Source organism: Segnochrobactrum spirostomi (assembly GCF_009600605.1).
Taxonomy (GTDB): Bacteria; Pseudomonadota; Alphaproteobacteria; order Rhizobiales; family Segnochrobactraceae; genus Segnochrobactrum; species Segnochrobactrum spirostomi.
This window is the reverse complement of record NZ_VWNA01000001.1, coordinates 3,143,371-3,165,045: the sequence shown is the minus strand read 5'-3', so window position 1 is coordinate 3,165,045 and position 21,675 is coordinate 3,143,371. Positions and strand designations below refer to the sequence as shown.

Here is a 21,675-nt window from a genome sequence, read left to right as displayed (position 1 = left end):
CTGACGGCTAGGACCGTACTCGGGGGGAGGTCACGAACAAAATCACGCTTGCTTACCGATTGTTACGGTGCAGCGCGACCCAAAAAACAAATATAAAACAATAACTTAAAATAAGACCCGAAGGAAGCGCCGTAAGATTGGCGTGTCCTTTCCGCCGAATCGGCGGGGCCGAGGCCCCGCCGAATGCGTACTCACCCGTTCAATTCCGGTCCGCTCAGTTCGCCTGGCGGCGGAGGAAGGCCGGGATCTCGAGCTGGTCGTCCTCGCGGGAGGGCGCCCGGCTCGACGGAGCCTCGGCATCCATGCCGCGGGCCCGGTTGTAGGGGTCCGGCTGCGGCGCGCGCTGGGCCGGCCGGCGGGTGAACTCGCTCGCCGGAGCCGGCGCGTGACCAGCGGGCGCCGGGCGGGCCTGGTTGGGATAGCCGCCCTGGCGGGGCTGCTGGGCGCGCGCCGGGGGCTCGACCTCGGCGCGGCTCGGCACGTCGTCATGCTCCTCGCGACGGGACAGGCCGTTCGCGATGCGGCGCAGCAGGCTGAGCGGACGGCGGTCGTCCTCGACCTCCTCCACCGCCGGGGGCATCTGCGGCGCCTGAGCCGGGGCCCGCATCTCGCGCTGGGTGTGCGGCGGGAACTCCTCCGGGCGCGGCATGCGCGGCGACGGCGGAGCCGCCTGGGGCGCAGCGTACGGGCTCTCAATCGGCTGACCATAGTCCTCCGCGGCGAGCACCTCGTCGACCGCCTGGTCGAGATAGCCGCCGGCGAAGGCCGCCGGCTCCTCTGCCGCATAACGGTGCTGGTCGAGATCGGCCTCCACCGCGGCGAGCGCGGCGGCACGGGCGGCTTCCGCCGCGCGGAGCTGGGCGGCGCTCGGGGTCGGAGCGGCGGCGCGGGGCGCGGGCTGCGGCGCAGGCGCCGGGGCGGCAGCCTGACGCGGCTCGGAGACGCCGCGCAGGCGCTGGGTCAGCTCGGCGAGACGGGTCTCGGCCGGGCTCGCGTCTTCGCGCATCTCGCGATCGATGCCGGTCGCCACGACCGACACCCGGATGATGCCCTCGAGGCTGTCGTCGAAGGTCGCGCCGAGGATGATGTTGGCGTCCGCGTCGACTTCTTCGCGGATGCGGGTCGCCGCCTCGTCGAGCTCGAACAGCGTCATGTCCTTGCCGCCGGTGATCGAGATCAGAAGGCCGCGAGCGCCCTTCATCGAGGTCTCGTCGAGCAGCGGGTTGGCGATCGCCGCCTCGGCCGCCTGCATGGCGCGCTTCTCGCCCGAGGCCTCGCCGGTGCCCATCATCGCCTTGCCCATGCCGCGCATGATCGAGCGGACGTCGGCGAAGTCGAGGTTGATGAGGCCTTCCTTGACCATCAGGTCGGTGATGCAGGCGACGCCCGAATAGAGCACCTGGTCGGCCATCGCGAAGGCGTCGGCGAAGGTGGTGCGCTCGTTGGCGATCCGGAACAGGTTCTGGTTCGGGATCACGATCAGGGTGTCGACGCTCTTCTGGAGCTCTTCGATGCCGGCTTCGGCGATGCGCATGCGGCGCGCGCCTTCGAAGTGGAACGGCTTCGTCACCACGCCGACGGTCAGGATGCCCATCGCGCGGGCGGCGCGGGCGATGACAGGGGCGCCGCCGGTGCCGGTGCCGCCGCCCATGCCGGCGGTGATGAACACCATGTGGGACCCGGCGAGGTGATCGTTGATCTCGTCGATCACCTCTTCGGCCGCGGCCGAGCCGACTTCCGGCTGCGAGCCGGCGCCGAGGCCTTCGGTCACCGCGATGCCCATCTGGATCATCCGCTCGGCCTTGGTCAGGGCGAGCGCCTGGGCATCCGTGTTGGCGACCACGAAATCACAGCCCTGAAGGCCGGAATCGATCATGTTGTTCACGGCGTTGCCACCGGCTCCGCCGACGCCGAAGACCGTGATCCGCGGCTTGAGCTCCGTGATGTCGGGCATCTTGAGATTGATGGTCATGGCAGCCTCGTATTCCGATCCAACACCCGCATCGCCTGCGGAAGGTCCCTGAGTTTCTCTCTCGCCGTCATGCCGGTTTGGCGTCGCCGCTGGCCGTCATGCTGCAACACACTTTCCACCCCGAGGGGCGGTCACGCTCATCCGCCTTGAAATCCGATCCAACGCCCCATGCGGGCGAGGTACCCTTCCGTTCCCGTGAGGCGGGATGCCGGGAAACGGACGGGAATCTGCTCGTATTGAACGACCTGCGGGTAGACGATCAGGCCGACCACCGCCGCGAAGGCGGGTCCTTTCGCCGCTTCCGGCAGGCCGGCGACCCCGAGGGGACGGCCGAGCCGCACCGAACGGCCGAGCACGTGGCGGCCGACATCCGGCATGCCGGTGAGAAGGCTGCCGCCGCCGGTCAGCACGATCCGCCGCCCGATCCGGCCGGAGAAGCCGGACGCCGCGAGGCGGTCGCGCACCAGTTCCAGGATCTCGTCCACCCGCGGCCGAATGATGCGGTTGAGGTGACCGCGCGGCACGTGGGTGGCGTGGATCTCGTCCTCGCCGACCGGGTGAACGGTCAGCACGTCGCGTTCCGCCCCGCTGCCGGCGATCGCACTGCCGTGCAGCGTCTTCAGCCGCTCCGCGTCCTGGACGCGGATCGAGAGGCCGTTCGCGATGTCGAGGGTGACGTGGGAGCCGCCGATCGCCACCGCGTCGACATGGACGAGGTGCTTGTCGGCGAACACCGCGATGGAGGTCGTGCCCCCCGATGTCGATGCAGGCGCAACCGAGCTCGGCCTCGTCGTCGACGAGGGTCGACAGCGCGCTCGCATAGGGCGTCGCCACGATCGCCTCGACGTCGAGATGGCCGCGGCCGACGCTGAGCAGCAGGTTGCGCAGCGGCGCCGTCTCGGCCGTGACGACCGTGAGATCGATGCCGAGCCGCTTGCCGAGCATGCCGCGCGGATCGCGGATGCCGCGGTTGCCGTCGATGTTGTAGCCGATCGGCATCGCATGGATGACCGTGCGGCTCGGCGAGATCGAGTGGGCGCCGCCCGCCATCAGAACGCGGCGGATGTCGCCCTCGCTCACCGTGCCGGTCGGGATGTCCACGGCGGCGGTGAACGGCTCGCTGCCGATCCGGCCGCAGGTGACGCTGACGATCAGCGATTCGACGGTGACGCCAGCCATCCGCTCGGCCGCATCGACCGCGAGGCGGATCGCCTGCTCGGCCGCGTCGAGATCGACGACGACGCCGGACTTGATGCCTCGGGCGCGCTGGTAGCCGTAGCCCAGCACCTCGATGGCGTGGGTGCGACCGCCCATGATGTCGCCGTCGGGGCGCGGCTTCAGGCGGGCGACGATGCAGGCGACCTTGGTGGAGCCGACATCGAGCACGGTGACGACCGCGGAGCGGCGGCTCGACAGCGGCTTGAGTCGCATGGAATCGGAGGAGCCGAGACGCATCAGGTGTTCGCCTCCTTCGCGTGTTTCGGCTTCTTGCTGAGGAGGTCGCGGCGCTGCTCGGCGACATCGTGGGGCATGCGCACCACGATGCGGTCCGGCAGGCGCAGATCGACCACCGTGATGTTGCGCGACAGCAGTCCGCTCTCGGCGTCGATCTTGACGAGATCGGCGAGCGCGGCCTCAGGCTGATCCTCGGGAAGCTCGATGGTGATGCCGTCCTTGAGGACGACGTCCCAGCGCCGCTCGCCGATCCGCACCACGGCACGGGTACGGCCGCCGATGCCCGGCATGCCCTTCAGCGCCGACAGGATCGTGGCGGCACCCTCGGGCGCGCCGGAGCCGGCGACCACGGGAAGCTTGTAAGGGGTCGGATCGACGCCCTCCGCGATCACCCGCCCGGTGCGGTCGATCAGCGAATAGGCACCGTTGACGAACCACAGCGCGAACGGCGTCCGCTCGGTGACGACGACCGACAACGTGTCGGGATAGAGTTTCTGGATCGAGGCCTTGTCGACCCACGGCAGCGCCATCACGCGCTGGCGCGCATCGCCGACGTCGAAGGCGACGAGCGACACGCCGGGATCGATACCGAGCGCGGCGAGCAGGGCCGAATCAGAGGTCTCGTACTGGCCGCTCATCTTCACCGATTCGATGGCGAAGCCGGAATGGGCGGTCGCCATGTCCACGACGTCGGACCAATGACCGCCGACGATCACGCCGTAGGCGACCGTGAGGCCGAGGAAGGTGACGGCACCGGCGGTTCCGGTGCCGAGGGGAACGGCTTCGAGCCGCTCGAACATCCGGTTGAGCCAGCGGCGGCTGCGACGCGCAAACGGACGGCGCGCCCCGGCCACCGCGGGCCAGGCCTTGTCGTCCGTCAGGGAGCGCGTCATCGACCGCAACTTGCGTCCTCCACCATCCAGCTCACGAGAGCGGGGAAATCCATGCCGCGGTACGCGGCGAGCTCCGGTACCAGCGAGGTCGCGGTCATTCCGGGCTGGGTGTTAACCTCGAGGAGGATCACTTCGTCGGCGGAATCGTCGTAGCGGAAGTCCGCCCGCGAAACCCCTCGACACCCCAGCGCCTCATGCGCCGCGAGAGTCAGCTTTTGGATAGTTTGGTAAATATTCGGTTTAACTTTTGCCGGAAGCTCGTGCCGGGAGCCGCCAACCACATACTTTGCGTCATAATCGTAGAAGGCGTGGCCGGTCGGCACGATCTCGATGATCTCGGAGGGCTCGCCGTCGATCACCGCGCAGGTCAGCTCGCGGCCCGGAACGTACCGTTCCGCAAGCAGAATTTCGCCGTAGCGCCAGTCCTCGCGATAGAGCTCCTGGGGCGGATGCACGGCGTCCTCGCGGACGATCAAAACGCCGAACGAGGAGCCCTCGCAGACCGGTTTCAGCACGTAGGGCGGCGGCAGCACGTGGGCGCGCGCCGCATCCGATCTGTTAACCAGGAGGTTCGGCAGCACGGGCAGGCCCGCACCGTGGAAAACGTCCTTCGCCTTGGCCTTGTTCATGGCGAGCGCGGAGGCGAGCACGCCGGAATGCGTATAGGGAATCGCAAGGATTTCCAGAACACCCTGCACCGTGCCGTCCTCCCCGAACGGGCCGTGGAGGGCGTTGAAGGCGACATCGGGCTTCAGGTCGGTGAGGACGTTGGCGATCGTGCGATCGACGTCGATTCGCGTCACCCGATAGCCGCGTGATTCGAGGGCATCGGCGCAGGCGGCGCCGGACTTGAGCGACACGGGACGCTCGCTCGCCCAGCCCCCCATCAGAACGGCGACGTGCTTCGGTCCGGCCATGCTTGCTCTCCGTTAAGGCGGCCGTCTCAACCGGCCGTGACCGCGAGCGAGGCTCGCGCTGCTGATTCTCAAAAAGGCGCCGCTCGGGGCGCGCGTTCACGGCGCCTCATCCCACGGCACCCACCCTCCCCTGCCAGGGGGAGGGTCGCCGCGGAGCGGCGGGGTGGGGTCCGCGCCACGAGAACGACCCCTCGGTCTCGTCCGCCGCGCGGCGCCTTCGGCGCCGACCCCACCCCGTCACGCCTTCGGCGTGCCGACCCTCCCCCTAGCAGGGGAGGGTGAAGGGCGGTGTGCGCGGCGCGGGCTCACGCCCCGAGGAACGGCTCGATCGTCTCGCCGTCCGCCCAGCGGCCGAACCGCTTGATCTCCCACTCGAGCCGGACGCCGGCGGTCTCGAAGACGCGCTTGCGCACGGTCTCGCCGAGCGTCTCGATATCGGCGGCGGTGGCGCCGCCGGTGTTGATGAGAAAATTGCAGTGCAGCTCGGACACCTGCGCGCCGCCGACCTGGAGGCCGCGGCAACCGGCTTGATCGACGAGCTGCCAGGCCTTGCCGCCCGGCGGGTTCTTGAAGGTGGAGCCCCCGGTCCGGCTCTTCACCGGCTGGGTCGCCTCCCGCGAATCCGTGATCTTCTCCATCGCCGCGAGGATCGTCTCGCGGTCGTCCGGCACGCCGCGGAACGTCGCCTCGGTGAAGATGAGGCCTTCCGGCGCGTCGGAATGGCGGTAATGAAAACCCATCGCCGCGCCGTCGAGTACGACGAGCCGGCCCGCCCGGTCGAGCGCGCGGGCCTCGACGAAGGTATCCTTGGTCTCGCCGCCATAGGCGCCGGCATTCATGCGCAAGGCGCCGCCGATCGAGCCCGGAATGCCGCGGAAAAAGGCGAGCCCGGAGAGCGCGGCATCCGCCGCGGCGCGGGCGACCTTGACGTCCGGCGCCGCGGCGCCGGCCTTCACGAGATCGCCCTCGATCGTGACGCCGCCGAAGCCGCGCGCCGAAAGCCGAATCACCACGCCCTCGACGCCGCCGTCGCGAACGAGCGAGTTCGAGGCGAGGCCGATCACGGTGACGGGGATGGTCTCCGGCAGCGCGGCGAGGAAGACCGCGAGGTCCGCTTCATCCGCCGGCTGGAACAGGAGGTCCGCCGATCCGCCGACGCGGAACCAGGTGAAATCGGCGAGCGGCGCATCGGGCGTCAGCGCGCCGCGGATCTTGTCCCGGGCCGACCCGAGGGCGGCGAGGATGTCGGCGCCGGCCATCAGGCCGCCTCGCCATCGAGCGCCGCGAGGTCCTTCGGGAGCGCGTAGGCCCATTGGGTGATGTTGCCGGCGCCAAGGCAGACGACGATGTCGCCCGGCTTGACCCGCGAGCGCACCAGGCCCGCGAGATCGGCCGGGGCCTGCAGGTGGATCACCTCGCGGTGGCCGCTGGTTCGCAGCCCTTGCGCCAGGGCCTCGCCGCTCACGCCGGGGATCGGCGCCTCGCCGGCCGCGTAGACGTCGGCCACGATCACCGTCTCGGCGTCGTTGAAACAGGTGCAGAAATCCTTGAACAGGCTTTGCAGGCGCGTGTAGCGGTGCGGCTGAACGACCGCGAGCACGCGGCCGCGGGTCGCCTCGCGGGCCGCCTTGAGCACGGCGGCGATCTCGACCGGGTGGTGGCCGTAATCGTCGAACACGTCGACGCCGTTCCAGGTGCCGGTCAGGGTGAAGCGCCGCTTCACGCCGCCGAAATTGGCGAGGCCGCGGCGGATCGCGCTCTCGGGGATGCCGATGCGGTGGGCGGCGGCGACCGCCGCGCTCGCGTTCGAGACGTTGTGGCGGCCGAGCACGGGCAGCGTGAGGTCGGACATCACGATCTCCTCGCCGCTGACGCGGTCGCGGATGCGGATGTCGAAGCGGCTGCCCCGGGGGGTCGCCTCGAGAAGGGTGCATCGCACGTCGGCCTGCGGGTTGAAGCCGTAGGTGATGACGCGGCGGTCCTCGATCGAGCCGACGAGGCTCTGCACTTCCGGATGGTCGAGGCACATCACGGCGAAGCCGTAGAACGGCACGTTCTCGACGAACTGGCGGAACGCCTCGCGGACCTTGTCGAACGAGCCATAATGGTCGAGGTGCTCGGGATCGATGTTGGTGACGACGGCGATGTCGGCGGGCAGCTTGACGAAGGTGCCGTCGGATTCGTCGGCCTCGACGACCATCCACTCGCCGGCGCCGAGGCGGGCGTTGGTGCCGTAGGCGTTGATGATGCCGCCGTTGATGACGGTCGGGTCGAGCCCGCCGGAATCGAGCAGGGCCGCGACGAGCGAGGTCGTCGTCGTCTTGCCGTGGGTGCCGCCGATCGCGATCGATTGCTTGAAGCGCATCAGCTCGGCGAGCATCTCGGCGCGGCGCACCACCGCGAGGAGCCGCGAGCGCGCCGCGACGAGCTCCGGATTGTCCCGCTTCACCGCCGAGGAGACCACGACGACCGTCGCCGCCCCGAGATTCGCGGCGTCATGGCCGATCGTGACCGGAATGCCCTTGGCGCGCAGCCGCGCCACGTTGGCGCTCTCGGCGATGTCCGAGCCCTGCACCGGATAGCCGAGATTGTGCAGCACCTCGGCGATGCCGCTCATGCCGATGCCGCCGATACCGACGAAATGAACGGGGCCGATGTCGCGGGGCATCTTCATGAGGCATCTCCAGGCTTCGGAGCGGCGATCTCTTCGACGAGATCGGCGAGCCGCTCCACGGCGTCCGGTCGGCCGGTGCCCCGCGCAGCCTCGGCGGCCGCGGCGAGACGCTCGGGCGCGCCGGAAAGGTCGGTGATTTCCCGCGCGAGCCGATCGGGATCGAGCGCGGATTGGGCGATCGGCCACGCCGCGCCGGCTTCGGCGAGGACGCGGGCGTTGGCCGCCTGATCCTGATCGCGCGCATGGGGCAGCGGCACCAGGATCGCGGGGCGGCCGATCACCGAGAGTTCGGCGACCGTCGAGGCGCCGGAGCGGCAGACGACGAGGTGGGCGTTCGCCATGCGCATCGGCATATCGGTGAAAAAGGGCGCGATCTCGGCTGCGACCCCGAGCGCGGCATAGGCGGCGCGGGTGCGCTCGGCGTCCTCGGGGCGCGCCTGCTGGACCACGCGCAGGCGGCTCCGCAGCGCCGGATCGAGGCGCTCGACGGCCGCGGGCGCGAGATCGGCGAACACCCGGGCGCCCTGGCTGCCGCCGAAGACGAGGAGATCGAACGGGCCGACCGCGGAGGGCGGCACGTAACGGGCGCCGGCCGCCGCCGCGGCGAGCACCGCCGGGCGCACCGGGTTGCCGGTGAAGTGCGGCTTGCCGCGGGCCCGCTCGATCCGTCCCGTCGTGGGAAAGCCGGTCGCGATCGCCGCCGCGCGCGGGGCGAGCAGCCGGTTCGCCCAGCCGAGCACGGCGTTCTGCTCGTGCAGCACGATCGGCACGCCGAGGAAGCGGGCCGCCATCAAAGGCGGCACGGTCGGATAGCCGCCGAAGCCGACGGCGATCGCCGGTTTCAGCCGCTGGATGACGGAGAGCGATTGCAGGAAGCCGCGGCCGAGCCGGGCGCCGGTGCGCGCGAGCGCGATCGGCGAGCGGCCCGTCACCGTCGCCGCGGAGATCAGGTGGACCTTGCGCGCTGGAAAGGCGGCGCCGTAGCGGTCGGCCCGCTCGTCGGTCGCGAGTTCCACAGCCCAGCCGCGCGCGGCGAGCGTGTGGGCGAGCGATTCCGCCGGAAAAAGGTGACCGCCGGTGCCGCCGGCGGCGAGCAGGATCGACCTCCCGCCGCGCGCCGTCATGCTGCGTTTTCCCGGCGGGTGAGGAAGACCGGCGAGCGCAGCGCGGCATCGATGCGCGGCCGGCGCCGCGTCAGCGCGAGCAGGAAGCCCATCTCGAGGCCGATGGCGACCAGCGACGACCCGCCGTAGGAGATGAACGGCAGCGTCATGCCCTTCGCCGGCATCAGATGCAGGTTCACCGCGATGTTGATGCAGGCCTGGACGCCGAACAGGATGGCGAGCCCGCTCGCGGCGAGGCGGACGAAGCCGTCGGGCTCGTCGCGGGCGTGGGAGAGCGAGCGCAGCACCACGAAGGCGAACACGGCGACGAGGCCCATGCAGACGATGAGGCCGAACTCCTCCGCCGTGACCGCGAACACGAAGTCGGTGTGGGCGTCGGGGAGGATCTGCTTCACCGTGCCCTCACCCGGACCGACCCCGAGCCAGCCGCCGGCCTGGAAAGCGTCGAGCGCGGTGTCGACCTGGAAGGTGTCCTTGCCGGCCGGATCGAGGAAGCGGTTGATACGGCCCGCGACGTGGGGAAACACCACGTAGGCGCCGGCGAGCCCGGTGGCGCCGAGGCCGGCGAGCATCACCGTCCACAGCCAGGGCAGGCCGGCAAGGAAGAACAGCGAGCACCACACGATCGACAGCAGCATCGCCTGCCCGAGATCGGGCTGGGCCACGACGGGCGCGAGCGTCATCACCAGGATAAAGGCGGCGACCGGCTTGCCCGGGATCTCGAAGCGCCGGCTGCCGACCTCGTCGAGCATGTAGGCGATCAGGATCACGAAGGCCGGCTTCAGGAACTCCGTCGGCTGGATCGACATGCCGATGAGGTTCAGCCAGCGCCGCGAGCCTTTGATCTCGGTGCCGAAGAACAGCGTCGCGATGGTGAGGAGCAGCATCACCCCGTAGAGGATGAAGGCGGTCTTGCGCACCTGCCGCGGCGACAGCATCGAGACGCCGATCATCACCGCGATGGCCGGGATCGCGAAGGCCGCCTGGCGCTGGACGAAATGGTAGGTCGGGGCGCCGATGCGGTCGGCGACCGAGGGGCTCGCCGCGAAGGAGAGCACGACGCCGCCGAACACCAGCGCGAGCAGGGCGATCAGCAGGAATTTGTCGATCGTCCACCACCACTCGGCGAAGCGGCTGCGATCCGTGCGGCTGACCATCACGACCCTCCAGGGTTCGAGAGGCCCGGCAGGGCCTCGACCAGCGCGCGGAAGACGTCGCCGCGCTTCTCGAAATTGGGGAACTGATCGAACGAGGCGCAGGCCGGCGAGAGCAGCACCACCGGCTCCTCGCCCTCTGCCGCGTCCGCCGCGGCATCGCGGGCGGCGGCGGCGGTCGCGGTCGCGAGGTCGCCGCTGAGCACGTAGGGCACGCGGCCCTCGAGCGTCCGGGCGAAGGCGTCCGCCGCCTCGCCGATCAGGTAGGCCTTGACGATGCGCGGGAAGAACGGCGCGAGGCTCTCGATGCCGCCCTCCTTGGGCTTGCCGCCGGCGATCCAATAGAGCCGGCCGAAGCTCGCCAGCGCGCGGGCCGCGGCATCGGCGTTGGTCGCCTTGGAATCGTTGATGAAGAGAACCCGGCCGCGGCGGCCGACCTGCTCCAGCCGGTGGGCGAGGCCCGGAAAGGTTTTCAGCGCGGCGGCGATCACCGGGGGCGCGATGCCGAGTCCACGCACGGCGGCGATCGCCGCGGCGGCGTTCTGGGCGTTGTGGACGCCGCGCAGGCTGCCGATGCCGGAAAGCTCGTAGCGGGCGAGCGCGTCGCCGTCGCGATATTCGACGACGGCGCTGCCGTCGCGGCTGAACGAGCGGCCGCGGCCGCCGAGCGGGCGCTCGGCCGAGATGGCGATGGTGTCCTCGCCGGGCACGCGGCCAGCGCGGCGCTGATTGGCGAGGAAGCGGCCTTCCGCCTCGTCCACCCCGATCACCGCGACGCGCGGCCGGCCGACCTCGAACAGCCGGCGCTTCGCGGCGAAATAGCCGCCGTGACCGCCGTGACGGTCGTAATGATCGGGGGTCAGGTTGAGGAACAAGGCGACGTCCGGCGCAATGAGCCGCGCCTGATCGATCTGGTAGGACGACAGCTCGAGCACCACCACGTCGCCGGGGGCCGGCGCGGCGAGGCCGAGCACCGGCACGCCGATATTGCCGCCCATCTGCACGGGACGGCCGGCCGCCTCGACGAGATGGCGGATCAGGGCGGTCGTGGTCGACTTGCCGTTGGTGCCGGTGATGGCGACGACGAAGGCGCCGGAGCGCGCGATGGCGCGGAAGAATAGGCCGATCTCGTTGTCGACCGGAACGCCCTCGCCCCAGGCGCGGGCGATGACCGGATGCGGCGTCGGATAGAGGTGGGTGATGCCCGGGCTCGCGGCGAGAAGGTCGATGCCGTCCCAGGAGCCTTCGATCAGGTCCGCCTGCTCGACCCCGGCGAGGCCGAGATCGGCGACGGCGCGCGGATTGTCGTCATGGACGACGGGGGTCGCGCCGCCGGCGAGCAGCGCCTCGACGACCGAGCGCCCGGCCTTGCCGAGGCCAAGCACCGCGAGGCGTCTCCCCTCATATCCGCGGATCGGGATCACAGATGTCCCCTCAGCGAAGTTTCAGCGTGGAGAGGCCGATCAGGGCCAGAATCACAGCGACGATCCAGAAGCGTATGACGACCTGCGGCTCGGTCCAGCCGAGCTGTTCGAAATGGTGATGGATCGGCGCCATTTTGAAGACGCGCTTGCCGGTCATGCGGAACGAGGCGACCTGGATGATGACCGAGAGCGCTTCGAGCACGAACAGGCCGCCGACGATCGCGAGCACGATCTCGTGCTTCGTGGCGATGGCGATGGCGCCGAGCATGCCGCCGAGGGCGAGCGAACCGGTGTCGCCCATGAAGATCGCGGCCGGCGGCGCGTTGAACCACAGGAAGCCGAGGCCTGCGCCGATGATCGCGCCGCACAGCACGGAGAGCTCGCCCGCGCCCGAGACGAAGTGGATCTGCAGATAGTCGGCGAACATGACGTTGCCGCACAGATAGGCGATCACGCCGAAGGTGCCGGCCGCGATCATCACCGGCACGATGGCGAGGCCGTCGAGGCCGTCGGTCAGGTTCACCGCGTTGCCGGCGCCGACGACGACGAGCATCGCGAACGGGATGTAGAACCAGCCGAGATTGAACACGACCTCCTTGATGAACGGGAAGGTCAGCGAGGTCGACAGCGGACCGGCCCCGAGCTTGGCGACGAAGATCGCAGCGGCCCCGGCGATGGTCGCCTCGATGAGCAGGCGCACGCGGCCGGAAAACCCCTTGTGAGTCTGCTTCGTGACCTTGAGATAATCGTCATAGAAGCCGACGAGGCCGAAGCCGAGGGTGACGATCAGCACCACCCAGACATAGGCGTTGGTGAGATTGCTCCAGAGCAGCGTCGAGACCACGAGGCCGGACAGGATGAGCAGGCCGCCCATCGTCGGCGTGCCCTTCTTGCTCAGATGGCTCTGCGGTCCGTCGGTGCGGATCGGCTGGCCCTTGCCCTGGCGCACCCGCAGCGCCGCGATGAGCCGTGGCCCGCACAGGAAGGCGAACAGCATCGCCGTGATCATCGCCCCGCCGGTGCGGAAGGTGATGTAACGGAAGACGTTGAAGGCGATCGAATGCTCGCTGAGGCTGGCCAGAAAAAAGAGCATTCGTCTCAATCCCCCGGTCGGCCCGCAGGCGGGGCCGCAAAACGCGTTGCAAGGCTGGTCACGAGCGGCCCCATCCGGCTGCCGTTGGAGCCCTTCACCATGAGGGCGTCGCCGGCGCGCAGATCCGCAGCCACGGCCGATTCGAGCACTGCGGAGGTCTCCGCATAGGCGCCCTGCATCGACGAAGGCAAGGCTCGAAAGAGTTCGAGCATCATCGGGCCGCAGCAATGCACAACATCGATGCCGGCGGCCTCGAGATCGGCGGCGAGCGCCCGGTGCAACGCCGCGGATTCGGCGCCGAGTTCGAGCATATCGCCGAGCACGGCGATGCGCCGCCCCCCCGCCCCTACCGGCGCGAGCGCGAGCACGGCGAAGGCCGCGCGCATCGAGGCGGGGTTGGCGTTGTAGGCCTCGTCGATGAGGAGAAAGGTGCCGCCGCCGGGCGGCACCAGCGTGAGACGGCGCCCACGACCGACCGGCGCAGCGGCGCCGGCGAGGCTTCCCATCGCGAGCGCGAGATCGGCGCCCAGCGCATCGACCGCCGCAGCGATGGCGAGGCTGTTGAGGGCGAGATGCCGGCCCGGCGCGCCGAGGCGGTAGGCGATCTCGCGGCCGCTCACCGAGGCGCGGATGTCGGAATGCTCGGCGTCGAGATCGACGCCAAGGAGCCGCACGTCGGCCTCCGCGCTCTCGCCGAAGCTGACGATCGTGGCGCCGACCTTGCGGGCCGCGGCGGCGAGGCGCTCGAAATGGCGGTTGTCGCGGTTGAGGATCGCGACGCCGTCCGGCTCGAGGCCGAGGAAGATCTCCGCCTTGGCGTCGGCGATTGCTTCCTCGTTCGGGAAGTTCGCGGCATGGGCCGCCGCGATCGTGGTGATGATGGCGACCTGGGGGCGGACGAGACGGGTCAGCGGCGTGATCTCGCCGGGCGCGCTCATGCCGATCTCGAAGACCGCGAAGCGCGCATCCTCCGGCAGGCGGGCGAGCGACAGCGGCACGCCCCAATGGTTGTTGAATGACGCCGCAGAGGCGTGAACCGAGCCGCAGGCCCCGAGGGCGGCGCGCAGCGCCTCCTTGGTCGAGGTCTTGCCGACGCTGCCGGTGACGCCGACGATGCCGGCGGCCGAGCGGGCGCGGGCGGCACGGGCGAGATCGACCAACGCCGCGAGCACGTCCGGCACGATCAGATAGCGGCCGTGGGGCGGCAGAGCGGCGAGCTTGTCCTCGGCGACGACCGCGATCGCGGCGCCCTTGGTCAGCACGTCGGCGACGAAATCGTGGCCGTCGAGCCGCTCGCCGCGGATCGCGAAGAAGATTTCACCGGGCGCCGCGGTACGGCTGTCGATCGAAAGGCCCGCGATCGGACCATCGAGCGCGCCGACGAGCCGGCCGCCGGTCGCGGCCCGGATCGCCTCGATCCTCCAGAGGGGGGCGCTCACGCGGTGGCTCCCGTGGCTGGCCCATGGGCGGCGAGCGCCTTGGCGACTTCTTCGTGGTCGGAGAACGGCAGCACGGTCGAACCGACGATCTGCCCGGTCTCGTGGCCCTTGCCGGCGACGACCAGGGCATCGTTCGGACCGAGCATGGCGACGGCGTGGCGGATCGCCTCCGCCCGGTCGCCGATCTCGATCGCACCGGGGGCGGCGGCAAGGATCTCGGCACGGATCGTAGCCGGCTCCTCGCTGCGGGGATTGTCGTCGGTGATGATGGCGACGTCGGCGCAACGCACCGCAATCGCGCCCATCAGCGGACGCTTGCCGCGGTCGCGGTCGCCACCGGCACCGACCACCACGACGAGCCGGCCGCTCACCACCGGGCGCAGGGTCGTCAGCACCGCCTCGAGCGCGTCGGGCTTGTGGGCATAATCGACGAAGACCGGCGCGCCCTCCGCCGTGCGGCCGACGAGATCGAGCCGGCCCGGCGCGCCTTCGAGCCCGGCGAGCGCGGCGATGGCGGCAGCCGGCGCGACGCCGGCCACGATCGCAAGGCCGGCGGCGATGAGCGCGTTCGTCACCTGGAAATCGCCGAGGAGCGGCAGGCGCACCTCGTGCCGGCCGTCGGAGGCCTCGATCACGAGGCGCTGCGCGGTGCCGTCCGGGGTGACGGAGACGAGACGCAGGTCCTTGCCGTCGGCGCCGACGGTGAACAGGCGCAGGCCGCGGCGGCGGACCACCTCGGCGACCCGCCAGGCCGCCGGCGCATCGGGATCGATGACCGCCGCGCCACCATCGGGCAGCAGGGTCTCGAACAGGCGCAGCTTGGCCGCCAGATAATCCGCGGGCGTCGCGTGATAATCCATGTGGTCGCGGCCGAGATTGGTGAACGCGGCCGCGCGAAACACAACGCCGTCGAGGCGGCGCTGTTCGATGCCGTGGCTCGAAGCCTCCATCGCCACGTGGGTGACGCCGTCGCGGGCGAGCGCGGCGAGATCGGCATGGAGGGTGATCGGGTCGGGTGTCGTCAGGCTGCCGTAGCGGGTGCCGGCAGCAGTGACGATGCCGAGCGTGCCGACGCTCGCCGCGGTGCGGCCGGCCGCCTCGAAGATCTGCCGGGTGAAGGCGGCGACCGAGGTCTTGCCCGCCGTGCCGGTCACGGCGACGGCCACTTCCGGCTGCGGGGCATGCAGGCGCGCCGCCATCAAGGCGAGGCGGCGGCGGGGATCGGCATCGCGCAGCACCGGCACGCCGAGATCGGCCGGCACGACGGCGTCGGCCCCGACGAGGACCGCGGGCGATCCCGCCTTCACCGCCGCCGCGGCGAACGCCGCGCCATCGACCTTGACGCCGGGCAGGCCGGCGAACAGGACGCCTGGGCCCGCCTTGCGGCTGTCGGCGGTGAGACCGTCAATCGCGATCCGCCCGGCGGCGGGATCGGCGAGAAGGTCCGGGGCGAGGTCGGCGAGCAGCATCGGTCCTCGGGCTCAGTTCGCAGCGAGAAGGGATTCGGCCGGAGTATCCGGCTTCGGCTGGATGCCCAGCATCGGCAGGATGCGGCGGAGGATGTTGCCGGCGAGCGGCACCACGTTGGCGCCCGAGGAACGGCCCGCACCCGGCGTCTCCGGTCGCGGATCGTCGAGCACCGTCAGAATGACATATTGCGGATTGTCCATCGGCACGGCGGCGAGGAAGGAGTTCAGGTTCTGATCCTTCGAATAGCGGCCGTGGATGACCTTCTCGGCCGTGCCGGTCTTGCCGCCGACATCGTAGCCCGGGACGTTGGCCTTGCGGCCGGAGCCCTTCTCGACGTTGAGGCGGAATAGGTAGCGCATCTCCGCACTGGTGCGCGCCGACACCACACGGGTGCCGATCTTGGCGGCCTCTTCGGCGGTGCGCGGGAAGAAGGTCGGCGGAATGTAGATGCCGCCGTTGACGAGCGCCACGGCCGCGGCGGCGGCCTGCATCGGGCTCACCGAGATGCCGTGGCCGAACGAGGCGGTGACCGCGGTGATGTCCTTCCACTGGCGCGGCACGATCGGAGCGCCCACCTCGGGCAGGTCCGTCTGAAGCTTGTGGGTGAAGCCGAAGCGCTTGAAATATTCGAACTGACGCCAGCCGCCCATGGCGAGGGTCATGCGGCCGGTGCCGATGTTCGAGGAATAGATGAACACCTCGGGCACGGTCAGCGGCCGGTGCTTGCCGTGGAAATCGTGGATCGTGAAGCGGCCGATCCGCAGCGGTACCGAAGCGTCGTAGACCGAGCTCAGGGTCGTCGCGCCGGTGTCGAGGGCGGCCGCGATGGTGAACATCTTGAACACCGAGCCGAGCTCGAACACGCCGGCGGTGGCGCGGTTGATCTTGTCCTTCTCGAGCCCTTCGGTCGGGTCGTTGGAATCGAAGTCCGGCACCGAGGACATGGCGACGACTTCGCCGGTGCGGACGTTGAGTACGATGCCGACCGCCGCCTGCGCGTGATAGCGCTGGATGCCCTGGATGAGCTCGTCGCGAACGGCGTGCTGGATCTTGAGGTCGAGCGCAAGCTTGACCGGCGCGAGGCCCTCGTTCTGGGCGAAGCCGAGGGCGTGGAGATCGGCGAGGCCCTGGCCGTCGATCGTCTTCTCGAGGCCGGCGATGCCCTGGTTGTCGACGTTGACGCCGCCAAGCACGTGGGCCGCGACGTTGCCGCCCGGATAGAAGCGCTTGTTCTCCTGCAGGAAGCCGATGCCCGGGATGCCGAGATCGTGGATCTGCTGCTGCTTCGCCGGCGACAGCTCGCGCTTCAGCCAGACGAAGCCGGCGTTGGAGGCGAGTTTGGCGCGGGTGGCGGAATCACCCAACTCCGGCAGCACCGAGGCGAGGAGTTCCGTCGCCTCGTCGGCGTCGAGCACCTTGCGCGGCTCGGCGAACAGGGACACCGAGCGGATGTCCGTGGCGAGGATGTCGCCGTTGCGGTCGAGGATGTCGGGGCGCGCGGCGGCGATCGAATCCTGCGCCGAGCGCCATGCGGCGGAGCCGTGTTCCGGCAGCGCGCCGAAATAGACGAGCCGACCGACGAACACGCAGAACAACAGCATGAAGCCCAGCATCACGACGGTGACGCGCGAGCGGGCCGCGGCGGCACTCGCGGCGCGCGTCCAGATGAGCCCCCTAAGGACGCCACCGATCGCGCTCCTGCGGCGGCGCTGCGGCGGCTGGAAGAACTGGGGCGATGCGGAAATCGTCGTCATGCCGCCCTCACTCGTTGCCGCCGCCGGTCACGGCGCCCGGGCCTTCGTCCACGGTTTCGCCCTGGTCGGGGAGATCGCTCGCTGTCGGCGGGACCGCGGCGCCCGGCTGGGCGAGCGCGACCGAGGGATCGGCGCCGGCCGGCGCCTTGCCCGGCACGTCCTCGAGCGTGCCGATCTGCTTCGGATCGAGCAGTTGCAGGTTCATCACGCCGTCGTACTTCGTCACGATGCCCTGGAGCCGCTCGGGCTGATCGAGCAGGCTCCACTCGGCCTTGAGCGCCGAGATGCGATCCTGCTCGCGCGCGATCGCCCGCTTGAGCCGCACCACCTGGGTCGCGGCGCTCGCCGATTCCCGCTTTTCGTTGAACACCACCGCCGCGGCCACGACGGTCGCGAGCGCGAGCAGGACGGTGAAAAGCCGGCCAATCGGAATACGGGGCATGGCTCAGGACCATCCTTTCAGGCGCACATGCGGCACGCCGATCGCCGCGAGATCGAGCGGACGGGCGGGCGCGTCGGTGCGTTCGGCGGCGCGCAGCTTGGCGGAGCGCGCGCGGGGATTTTCGGCAATTTCGGCCTCGCTCGGCGCCACCGCGCCGCGGTCGACGAGGCGGAAGGTCGGCTCGGGCACGGTGGTCTCGGGCATGTGGCGGGAACCGCCCGGACGATCGCGCGTGCGGTCGGCGAGGAAGCGCTTCACGATGCGGTCTTCGAGGCTGTGGAAGGCCACGACCACCAGCCGGCCGCCAGCCTTGAGCAGCCGCTCGGCGGCGGCGAGCGCCTCGCCGAGTTCGTCGAGCTCGTGATTGACCGCGATGCGGAGCGCCTGGAACGTGCGCGTCGCCGGGTGGATGGCGTCGCCGGCCTTGAACACCGCCTTTTCGATGACATTGGCGAGGTCGAGGGTGCGCTCGAACGGGCGCTCGGCGCGCCGCTCGGCGATGGCGCGGGCGATGAAGCGCGCCTTGCGGTCCTCGCCCAAGGTCGAGATGAGATAAGCGAGGTCGCGCTCGTCCACGTTGTTGACGAGATCCGCGGCGCTCGGACCGTCGGTCGCCATCCGCATGTCGAGCGGACCGTCGAGGCGGAAGGAGAAGCCGCGCTCGGCGCGGTCGAGCTGCATCGACGAGACGCCGACATCGAGGACGACGCCGTCGACCGCGGCGACGCCGAGCGCCTCCGCATGGCGGTCGAGCTCGGAGAAGCGGCCATGGACGAGACGAAGCCTGCCGGCGCTCTCGGCCTCGAGCGCGCGCCCGGCCGCGATCGCGGTCGGATCGCGGTCGATCGCGATCACGTCCGCGCCCTCGGCGAGGAGCGCACGCGTATAGCCGCCGGCCCCGAAGGTGCCGTCGACGACCGTCTTGCCGGGCCCGGCCGCAAGCGCAGCCAGGACTTCGGCGAGCATGACCGGTTTGTGGGGAGACGCGAGCGCGTCGGAGGCCGCCATCTCAGGCCCCTCCCGCAGCGGGCGCGGGGCCGCCACCCGAGAGTACCGCGAGCGCGCGGCGCATGGCCTCGGCACGATGCTCGGCGAAGCGCGACGGCTCCCAGATCTGAAACTTGTAGCCCTGCCCGACGAACACGAGGTCGCTGGTGATTCCCGCATGCGCCTTGATGCTGTCGGTCAAAGTCACGCGCCCCTCGCCGTCGATCTTGAGGACCTCACTGATGCCGTACAGCGCCGTGGCCACGAAATCGTGGTCGGCCGTGAGCGTGCGGAAGCTCTCGAGGCGGCGCTCGATTTCGCCGATGAGCTGATTGCCCCCGGCATCGACGGCCGCGAGATGGGGCGAGGGGAAGCAATAGAGCCCCTCGAAACCATCCTTCACGAGCGCGGCCCGAAACGGCGCAGGAACGGAGACCCGCCCCTTGGCGTCGAGCTTCGTCGTGAAGTGAGACACGAAGCCGTGCATCGCCCCACCTTGTCCCGACACCTCACCCGCTCCGGCATCCGCACCGACCGAGACCCGACGCTCCGGCGACCGAGCCACGATCGCAGGCGCGCCGTGGAACACACGGCGTTCGGCAAAGGACGCAACTGGAACGACACAATCGGCTGAGCGCCCGATTCGGGGCCAGACCTCGACCCGATCGACGAGGCGCGGCGGGCGCCACGCTCCCCTCATCCCGGGACGATTTGGGATAGCATGGGAGCATATGGGCGTCAATGGACCGGACTGGTTCACACGCGCCGAAGCGGCCCGCAAGCGCATACGCTGGGGAGGGTTTACCGAACGTGAAGGGATCCCGTGCGATTTGACGCAGACGCACGATGCGGATCGTCAGAATCCCGCGATTCTGCTAGGCTTCTCGCAAATCAAGATGGGGAAACGTCATGGCGTCCAGAATGAGAGTGTTGTTGCCCCTCTCCCTGCTCGCGAGCGCCCAACGGGTTGCCGCGACGAGCGGCGCCGACCGAGACAGGCTGCGCGGCGTTCTCGCCGGCGCGGCGGCGATGCGCGGCCGCCCGACGTCCGGCGAGGCCGTCGAATGGCCGCTCGTCGAGCCGATGCACGCGGCCGAGATCTGGCTCACCGAGCACGGCCGGCGGGTCTGACGGACGGGTTTCAGCAGGCGACGCGCAGGAGCCCGCGGTTGGCGTAGGCACGCGCGGCGTGGCCTGTCGAAAGCCCCCTCTTGCTTCTCCCCGCCGGGGAGAAGGTGGCGCGCAGCGCCGGATGAGGGGCTTACTCGAACGAAAAATATTGGATATTCAGCGATTTAGATAATCGTCCCGAATCCCGGCCGACGCGCTGAAAAGCCCCCCTCATCCGCCCCTTCGGGGCACCTTCTCCCCGCTGGGGCGAAGGAAGGCAGCGGCGGTGATCGGGCAAAAGCTGGCTCGCGGAGCGCTGGGAAGACCTCTCCCATACGGTCCCACGGATCGCTCACGAGTCCACCACGCGCCCATGCCGTCCCATCTGGCCGCGTCTCGCCCGCGGCCTCGCGCCGTCGCCATTCGCAACGGGTCAGAACGATGTGAAGCGTCGAGCGCGTCCGAAGTGAGCGCTTGGGTGCTGCACCCTTGCCGGGCGGCCTCCACCGAGACCGCCCATAACAAGGCGTGCGCCAGCCGGCCTGTAAGCCGGGTTCTGTAAGGCGGACGGGCGAACCCGCCCGCGTGACGGCCATTCCTCTGGGACGCCCGTTACCGGACGCCTCGCGCGACCAACCCGGGCGGCATAGCCCGGAAACAGGCCGAGGTTGCCCTCGCGCCGCCCCTATTCGGTCTTGCTCCCGGTGGGGTTTACCATGCCGTCCCCGTTGCCGGGTCCGCGGTGGGCTCTTACCCCACCCTTTCACCCTTACCGGCGCACGCGCCGGCGGTTTGCTTTCTGTGGCACTATCCCTGGGGTCACCCCCGCCGGGTGTTACCCGGCACCGTGTTTCCGTGGAGCCCGGACTTTCCTCCCCGGCGGCCTTTCGGCACTTGCCGGAGCGGCCGTCCGGCCGGCTGGCCGCTCGCACTTACGGGCGCGCCGACCCAATGTCGAGGGGGCGCGCCCAAGAAAGCCGGCTGAGATCCCAGAAACCGCTCGCGGGAGGCGAACGCCGCGCCGTCGCACCGTCAGCCGCGCGGCTTCGCCTTCGCCTCTTCGGCCATCAGGTCGCGGATCTCGCGCAGGAGCACGACGTCCTCGGTCGGGGCCGGCGGCGGCGCGGCCGCCTTCTCCCGCTCGGCGAGGCGGCGCATCTGGTTCGCCCCCTTGACCACCATGAACAGGGCGAAGGCGACGATGACGAACTTGATCAGGGCGTTGATGAAGAGGCCGATGTTCAGCGTCACCGCGCCGGCCGCCTTGGCGGCGTCGAGGCTGACATAGGGGCCGGCCGGGTTGCCGTGCTTGAGGGTGACGAAGAGGTCGCTGAAATCGACCCCGCCGAGCACCAACCCGAGCGGCGGCGTCAGAATGTCCTGCACCAGCGAGGACACGATGGTGCCGAAGGCCGCACCGATGATGATGCCGACCGCCATGTCGAGCATGTTGCCCTTGATGGCGAAGTCGCGGAACTCCTTGAGCATGGCTGATCCTCTCCGATCGCGGACGCATCGCCCGCGTCCCTGGCCCCGAGGCTCCGGCCGTTCCCACGACCGCCGAAGCACCCGATCGTCTTGGTTATGCGCCGCCCCCGCGCCGCCCTGTCGTGACCGTTCCCGGCCCGCCGCCGCGGCGCTCCCCTGCGCTTTCGTCAACGCCGAAAGCGGGCGTCCGCTCCCTCGCCGCGCTTCGTCTCGGGAAAGCATGCGCCGGGCGGGTTAACGTCGACTGAGGGACGATGGACAGGGTCGGGCCACTGTGGT

The 21,675-nt window shown here is 70.1% G+C and carries 17 protein-coding genes, 1 other RNA gene and 1 pseudogene; 1 reads left to right on the top strand and 18 read right to left on the bottom strand.

Going from position 1 to position 21,675, the window contains the following annotated elements; all coding sequences use genetic code 11:
- Positions 1-214 precede the first annotated feature (214 nt).
- The 16 genes and pseudogenes from ftsZ to F0357_RS14265 all read right to left on the bottom strand — a co-directional run bounded on the left by ftsZ (position 215) and on the right by F0357_RS14265 (position 19,285).
- On the bottom strand, positions 215-1,972 hold the full coding sequence (gene ftsZ, locus F0357_RS14340) for a cell division protein FtsZ (protein ID WP_153483119.1): 1,758 nt from the start codon (positions 1,970-1,972) through the stop codon (positions 215-217).
- A gap of 137 nt (positions 1,973-2,109) precedes the next feature.
- Positions 2,110-3,403: pseudogene (gene ftsA / locus F0357_RS14335) on the bottom strand (cell division protein FtsA).
- A gap of 23 nt (positions 3,404-3,426) precedes the next feature.
- Complete coding sequence (locus tag F0357_RS14330) at positions 3,427-4,320, bottom strand: cell division protein FtsQ/DivIB (protein ID WP_153483108.1); 894 nt, start codon at positions 4,318-4,320, stop codon at positions 3,427-3,429.
- Positions 4,317-5,237 carry a D-alanine--D-alanine ligase gene (locus F0357_RS14325; RefSeq protein WP_153483105.1) on the bottom strand — a complete coding sequence of 307 codons (921 nt, stop codon included), beginning with the start codon at positions 5,235-5,237 and terminating at the stop codon, positions 4,317-4,319. The genes F0357_RS14330 and F0357_RS14325 overlap by 4 nt, the downstream gene beginning before the upstream one ends.
- A 305-nt stretch (positions 5,238-5,542) precedes the next feature.
- Positions 5,543-6,496 carry a UDP-N-acetylmuramate dehydrogenase gene (gene murB / locus F0357_RS14320; RefSeq protein WP_153483101.1) on the bottom strand — a complete coding sequence of 318 codons (954 nt, stop codon included), beginning with the start codon at positions 6,494-6,496 and terminating at the stop codon, positions 5,543-5,545.
- Positions 6,496-7,911: a UDP-N-acetylmuramate--L-alanine ligase gene (gene murC / locus F0357_RS14315; protein ID WP_153483091.1), complete on the bottom strand. Its 1,416-nt coding sequence runs from the start codon at positions 7,909-7,911 to the stop codon at positions 6,496-6,498. The genes murB and murC overlap by 1 nt, the downstream gene beginning before the upstream one ends.
- Positions 7,908-9,035 (bottom strand): undecaprenyldiphospho-muramoylpentapeptide beta-N-acetylglucosaminyltransferase, encoded by a 1,128-nt coding sequence (murG, locus tag F0357_RS14310; protein ID WP_153483083.1) that lies wholly within the window; start codon positions 9,033-9,035, stop codon positions 7,908-7,910. Before murG ends, murC begins: the two co-directional genes overlap by 4 nt.
- On the bottom strand, positions 9,032-10,192 hold the full coding sequence (locus F0357_RS14305; protein WP_153483079.1) for an FtsW/RodA/SpoVE family cell cycle protein: 1,161 nt from the start codon (positions 10,190-10,192) through the stop codon (positions 9,032-9,034). Before F0357_RS14305 ends, murG begins: the two co-directional genes overlap by 4 nt.
- Positions 10,192-11,574 (bottom strand): UDP-N-acetylmuramoyl-L-alanine--D-glutamate ligase, encoded by a 1,383-nt coding sequence (gene murD / locus F0357_RS14300; protein ID WP_312861599.1) that lies wholly within the window; start codon positions 11,572-11,574, stop codon positions 10,192-10,194. The genes F0357_RS14305 and murD overlap by 1 nt, the downstream gene beginning before the upstream one ends.
- Positions 11,575-11,623: 49 nt before the next feature.
- Positions 11,624-12,706 carry a phospho-N-acetylmuramoyl-pentapeptide-transferase gene (gene mraY / locus F0357_RS14295; protein ID WP_153483076.1) on the bottom strand — a complete coding sequence of 361 codons (1,083 nt, stop codon included), beginning with the start codon at positions 12,704-12,706 and terminating at the stop codon, positions 11,624-11,626.
- A 5-nt stretch (positions 12,707-12,711) separates the two neighbouring features.
- Entirely contained in the window at positions 12,712-14,145 is a 1,434-nt protein-coding gene (locus F0357_RS14290) for a UDP-N-acetylmuramoylalanyl-D-glutamyl-2,6-diaminopimelate--D-alanyl-D-alanine ligase (protein WP_312861598.1), read from the bottom strand.
- Positions 14,142-15,614 (bottom strand): UDP-N-acetylmuramoyl-L-alanyl-D-glutamate--2,6-diaminopimelate ligase, encoded by a 1,473-nt coding sequence (locus tag F0357_RS14285; protein ID WP_153483072.1) that lies wholly within the window; start codon positions 15,612-15,614, stop codon positions 14,142-14,144. The genes F0357_RS14290 and F0357_RS14285 overlap by 4 nt, the downstream gene beginning before the upstream one ends.
- A gap of 12 nt (positions 15,615-15,626) precedes the next feature.
- Positions 15,627-17,369: a peptidoglycan D,D-transpeptidase FtsI family protein gene (locus F0357_RS14280; protein WP_153483063.1), complete on the bottom strand. Its 1,743-nt coding sequence runs from the start codon at positions 17,367-17,369 to the stop codon at positions 15,627-15,629.
- Positions 17,370-17,376: 7 nt separating this feature from the next.
- A complete protein-coding gene (ftsL, locus tag F0357_RS14275) occupies positions 17,377-17,811 on the bottom strand; it encodes a cell division protein FtsL (RefSeq protein ID WP_153483056.1) in 435 nt (144 codons plus the stop codon).
- A gap of 3 nt (positions 17,812-17,814) precedes the next feature.
- Positions 17,815-18,819 (bottom strand): 16S rRNA (cytosine(1402)-N(4))-methyltransferase RsmH, encoded by a 1,005-nt coding sequence (rsmH, locus tag F0357_RS14270; protein WP_153483054.1) that lies wholly within the window; start codon positions 18,817-18,819, stop codon positions 17,815-17,817.
- A 1-nt stretch (position 18,820) separates the two neighbouring features.
- On the bottom strand, positions 18,821-19,285 hold the full coding sequence (locus tag F0357_RS14265; protein ID WP_153486985.1) for a division/cell wall cluster transcriptional repressor MraZ: 465 nt from the start codon (positions 19,283-19,285) through the stop codon (positions 18,821-18,823).
- Between the two features lie 446 nt (positions 19,286-19,731).
- Between F0357_RS14265 and F0357_RS14260 the strand changes: the two genes are divergently transcribed.
- Positions 19,732-19,929, top strand: a complete 198-nt coding sequence (locus F0357_RS14260) for a hypothetical protein (protein ID WP_153483050.1) — start codon at positions 19,732-19,734, stop codon at positions 19,927-19,929.
- A gap of 508 nt (positions 19,930-20,437) precedes the next feature.
- Here the strand turns inward: F0357_RS14260 and rnpB are convergent.
- Positions 20,438-20,830: RNase P RNA component class A (gene rnpB / locus F0357_RS14255), an RNA gene on the bottom strand.
- Between the two features lie 110 nt (positions 20,831-20,940).
- The gene (gene mscL, locus F0357_RS14250; protein WP_153483047.1) at positions 20,941-21,396 is read right to left on the bottom strand and encodes a large conductance mechanosensitive channel protein MscL; all 456 of its coding nucleotides are present in this window, start codon (positions 21,394-21,396) and stop codon (positions 20,941-20,943) included.
- Positions 21,397-21,675: the final 279 nt, after the last annotated feature.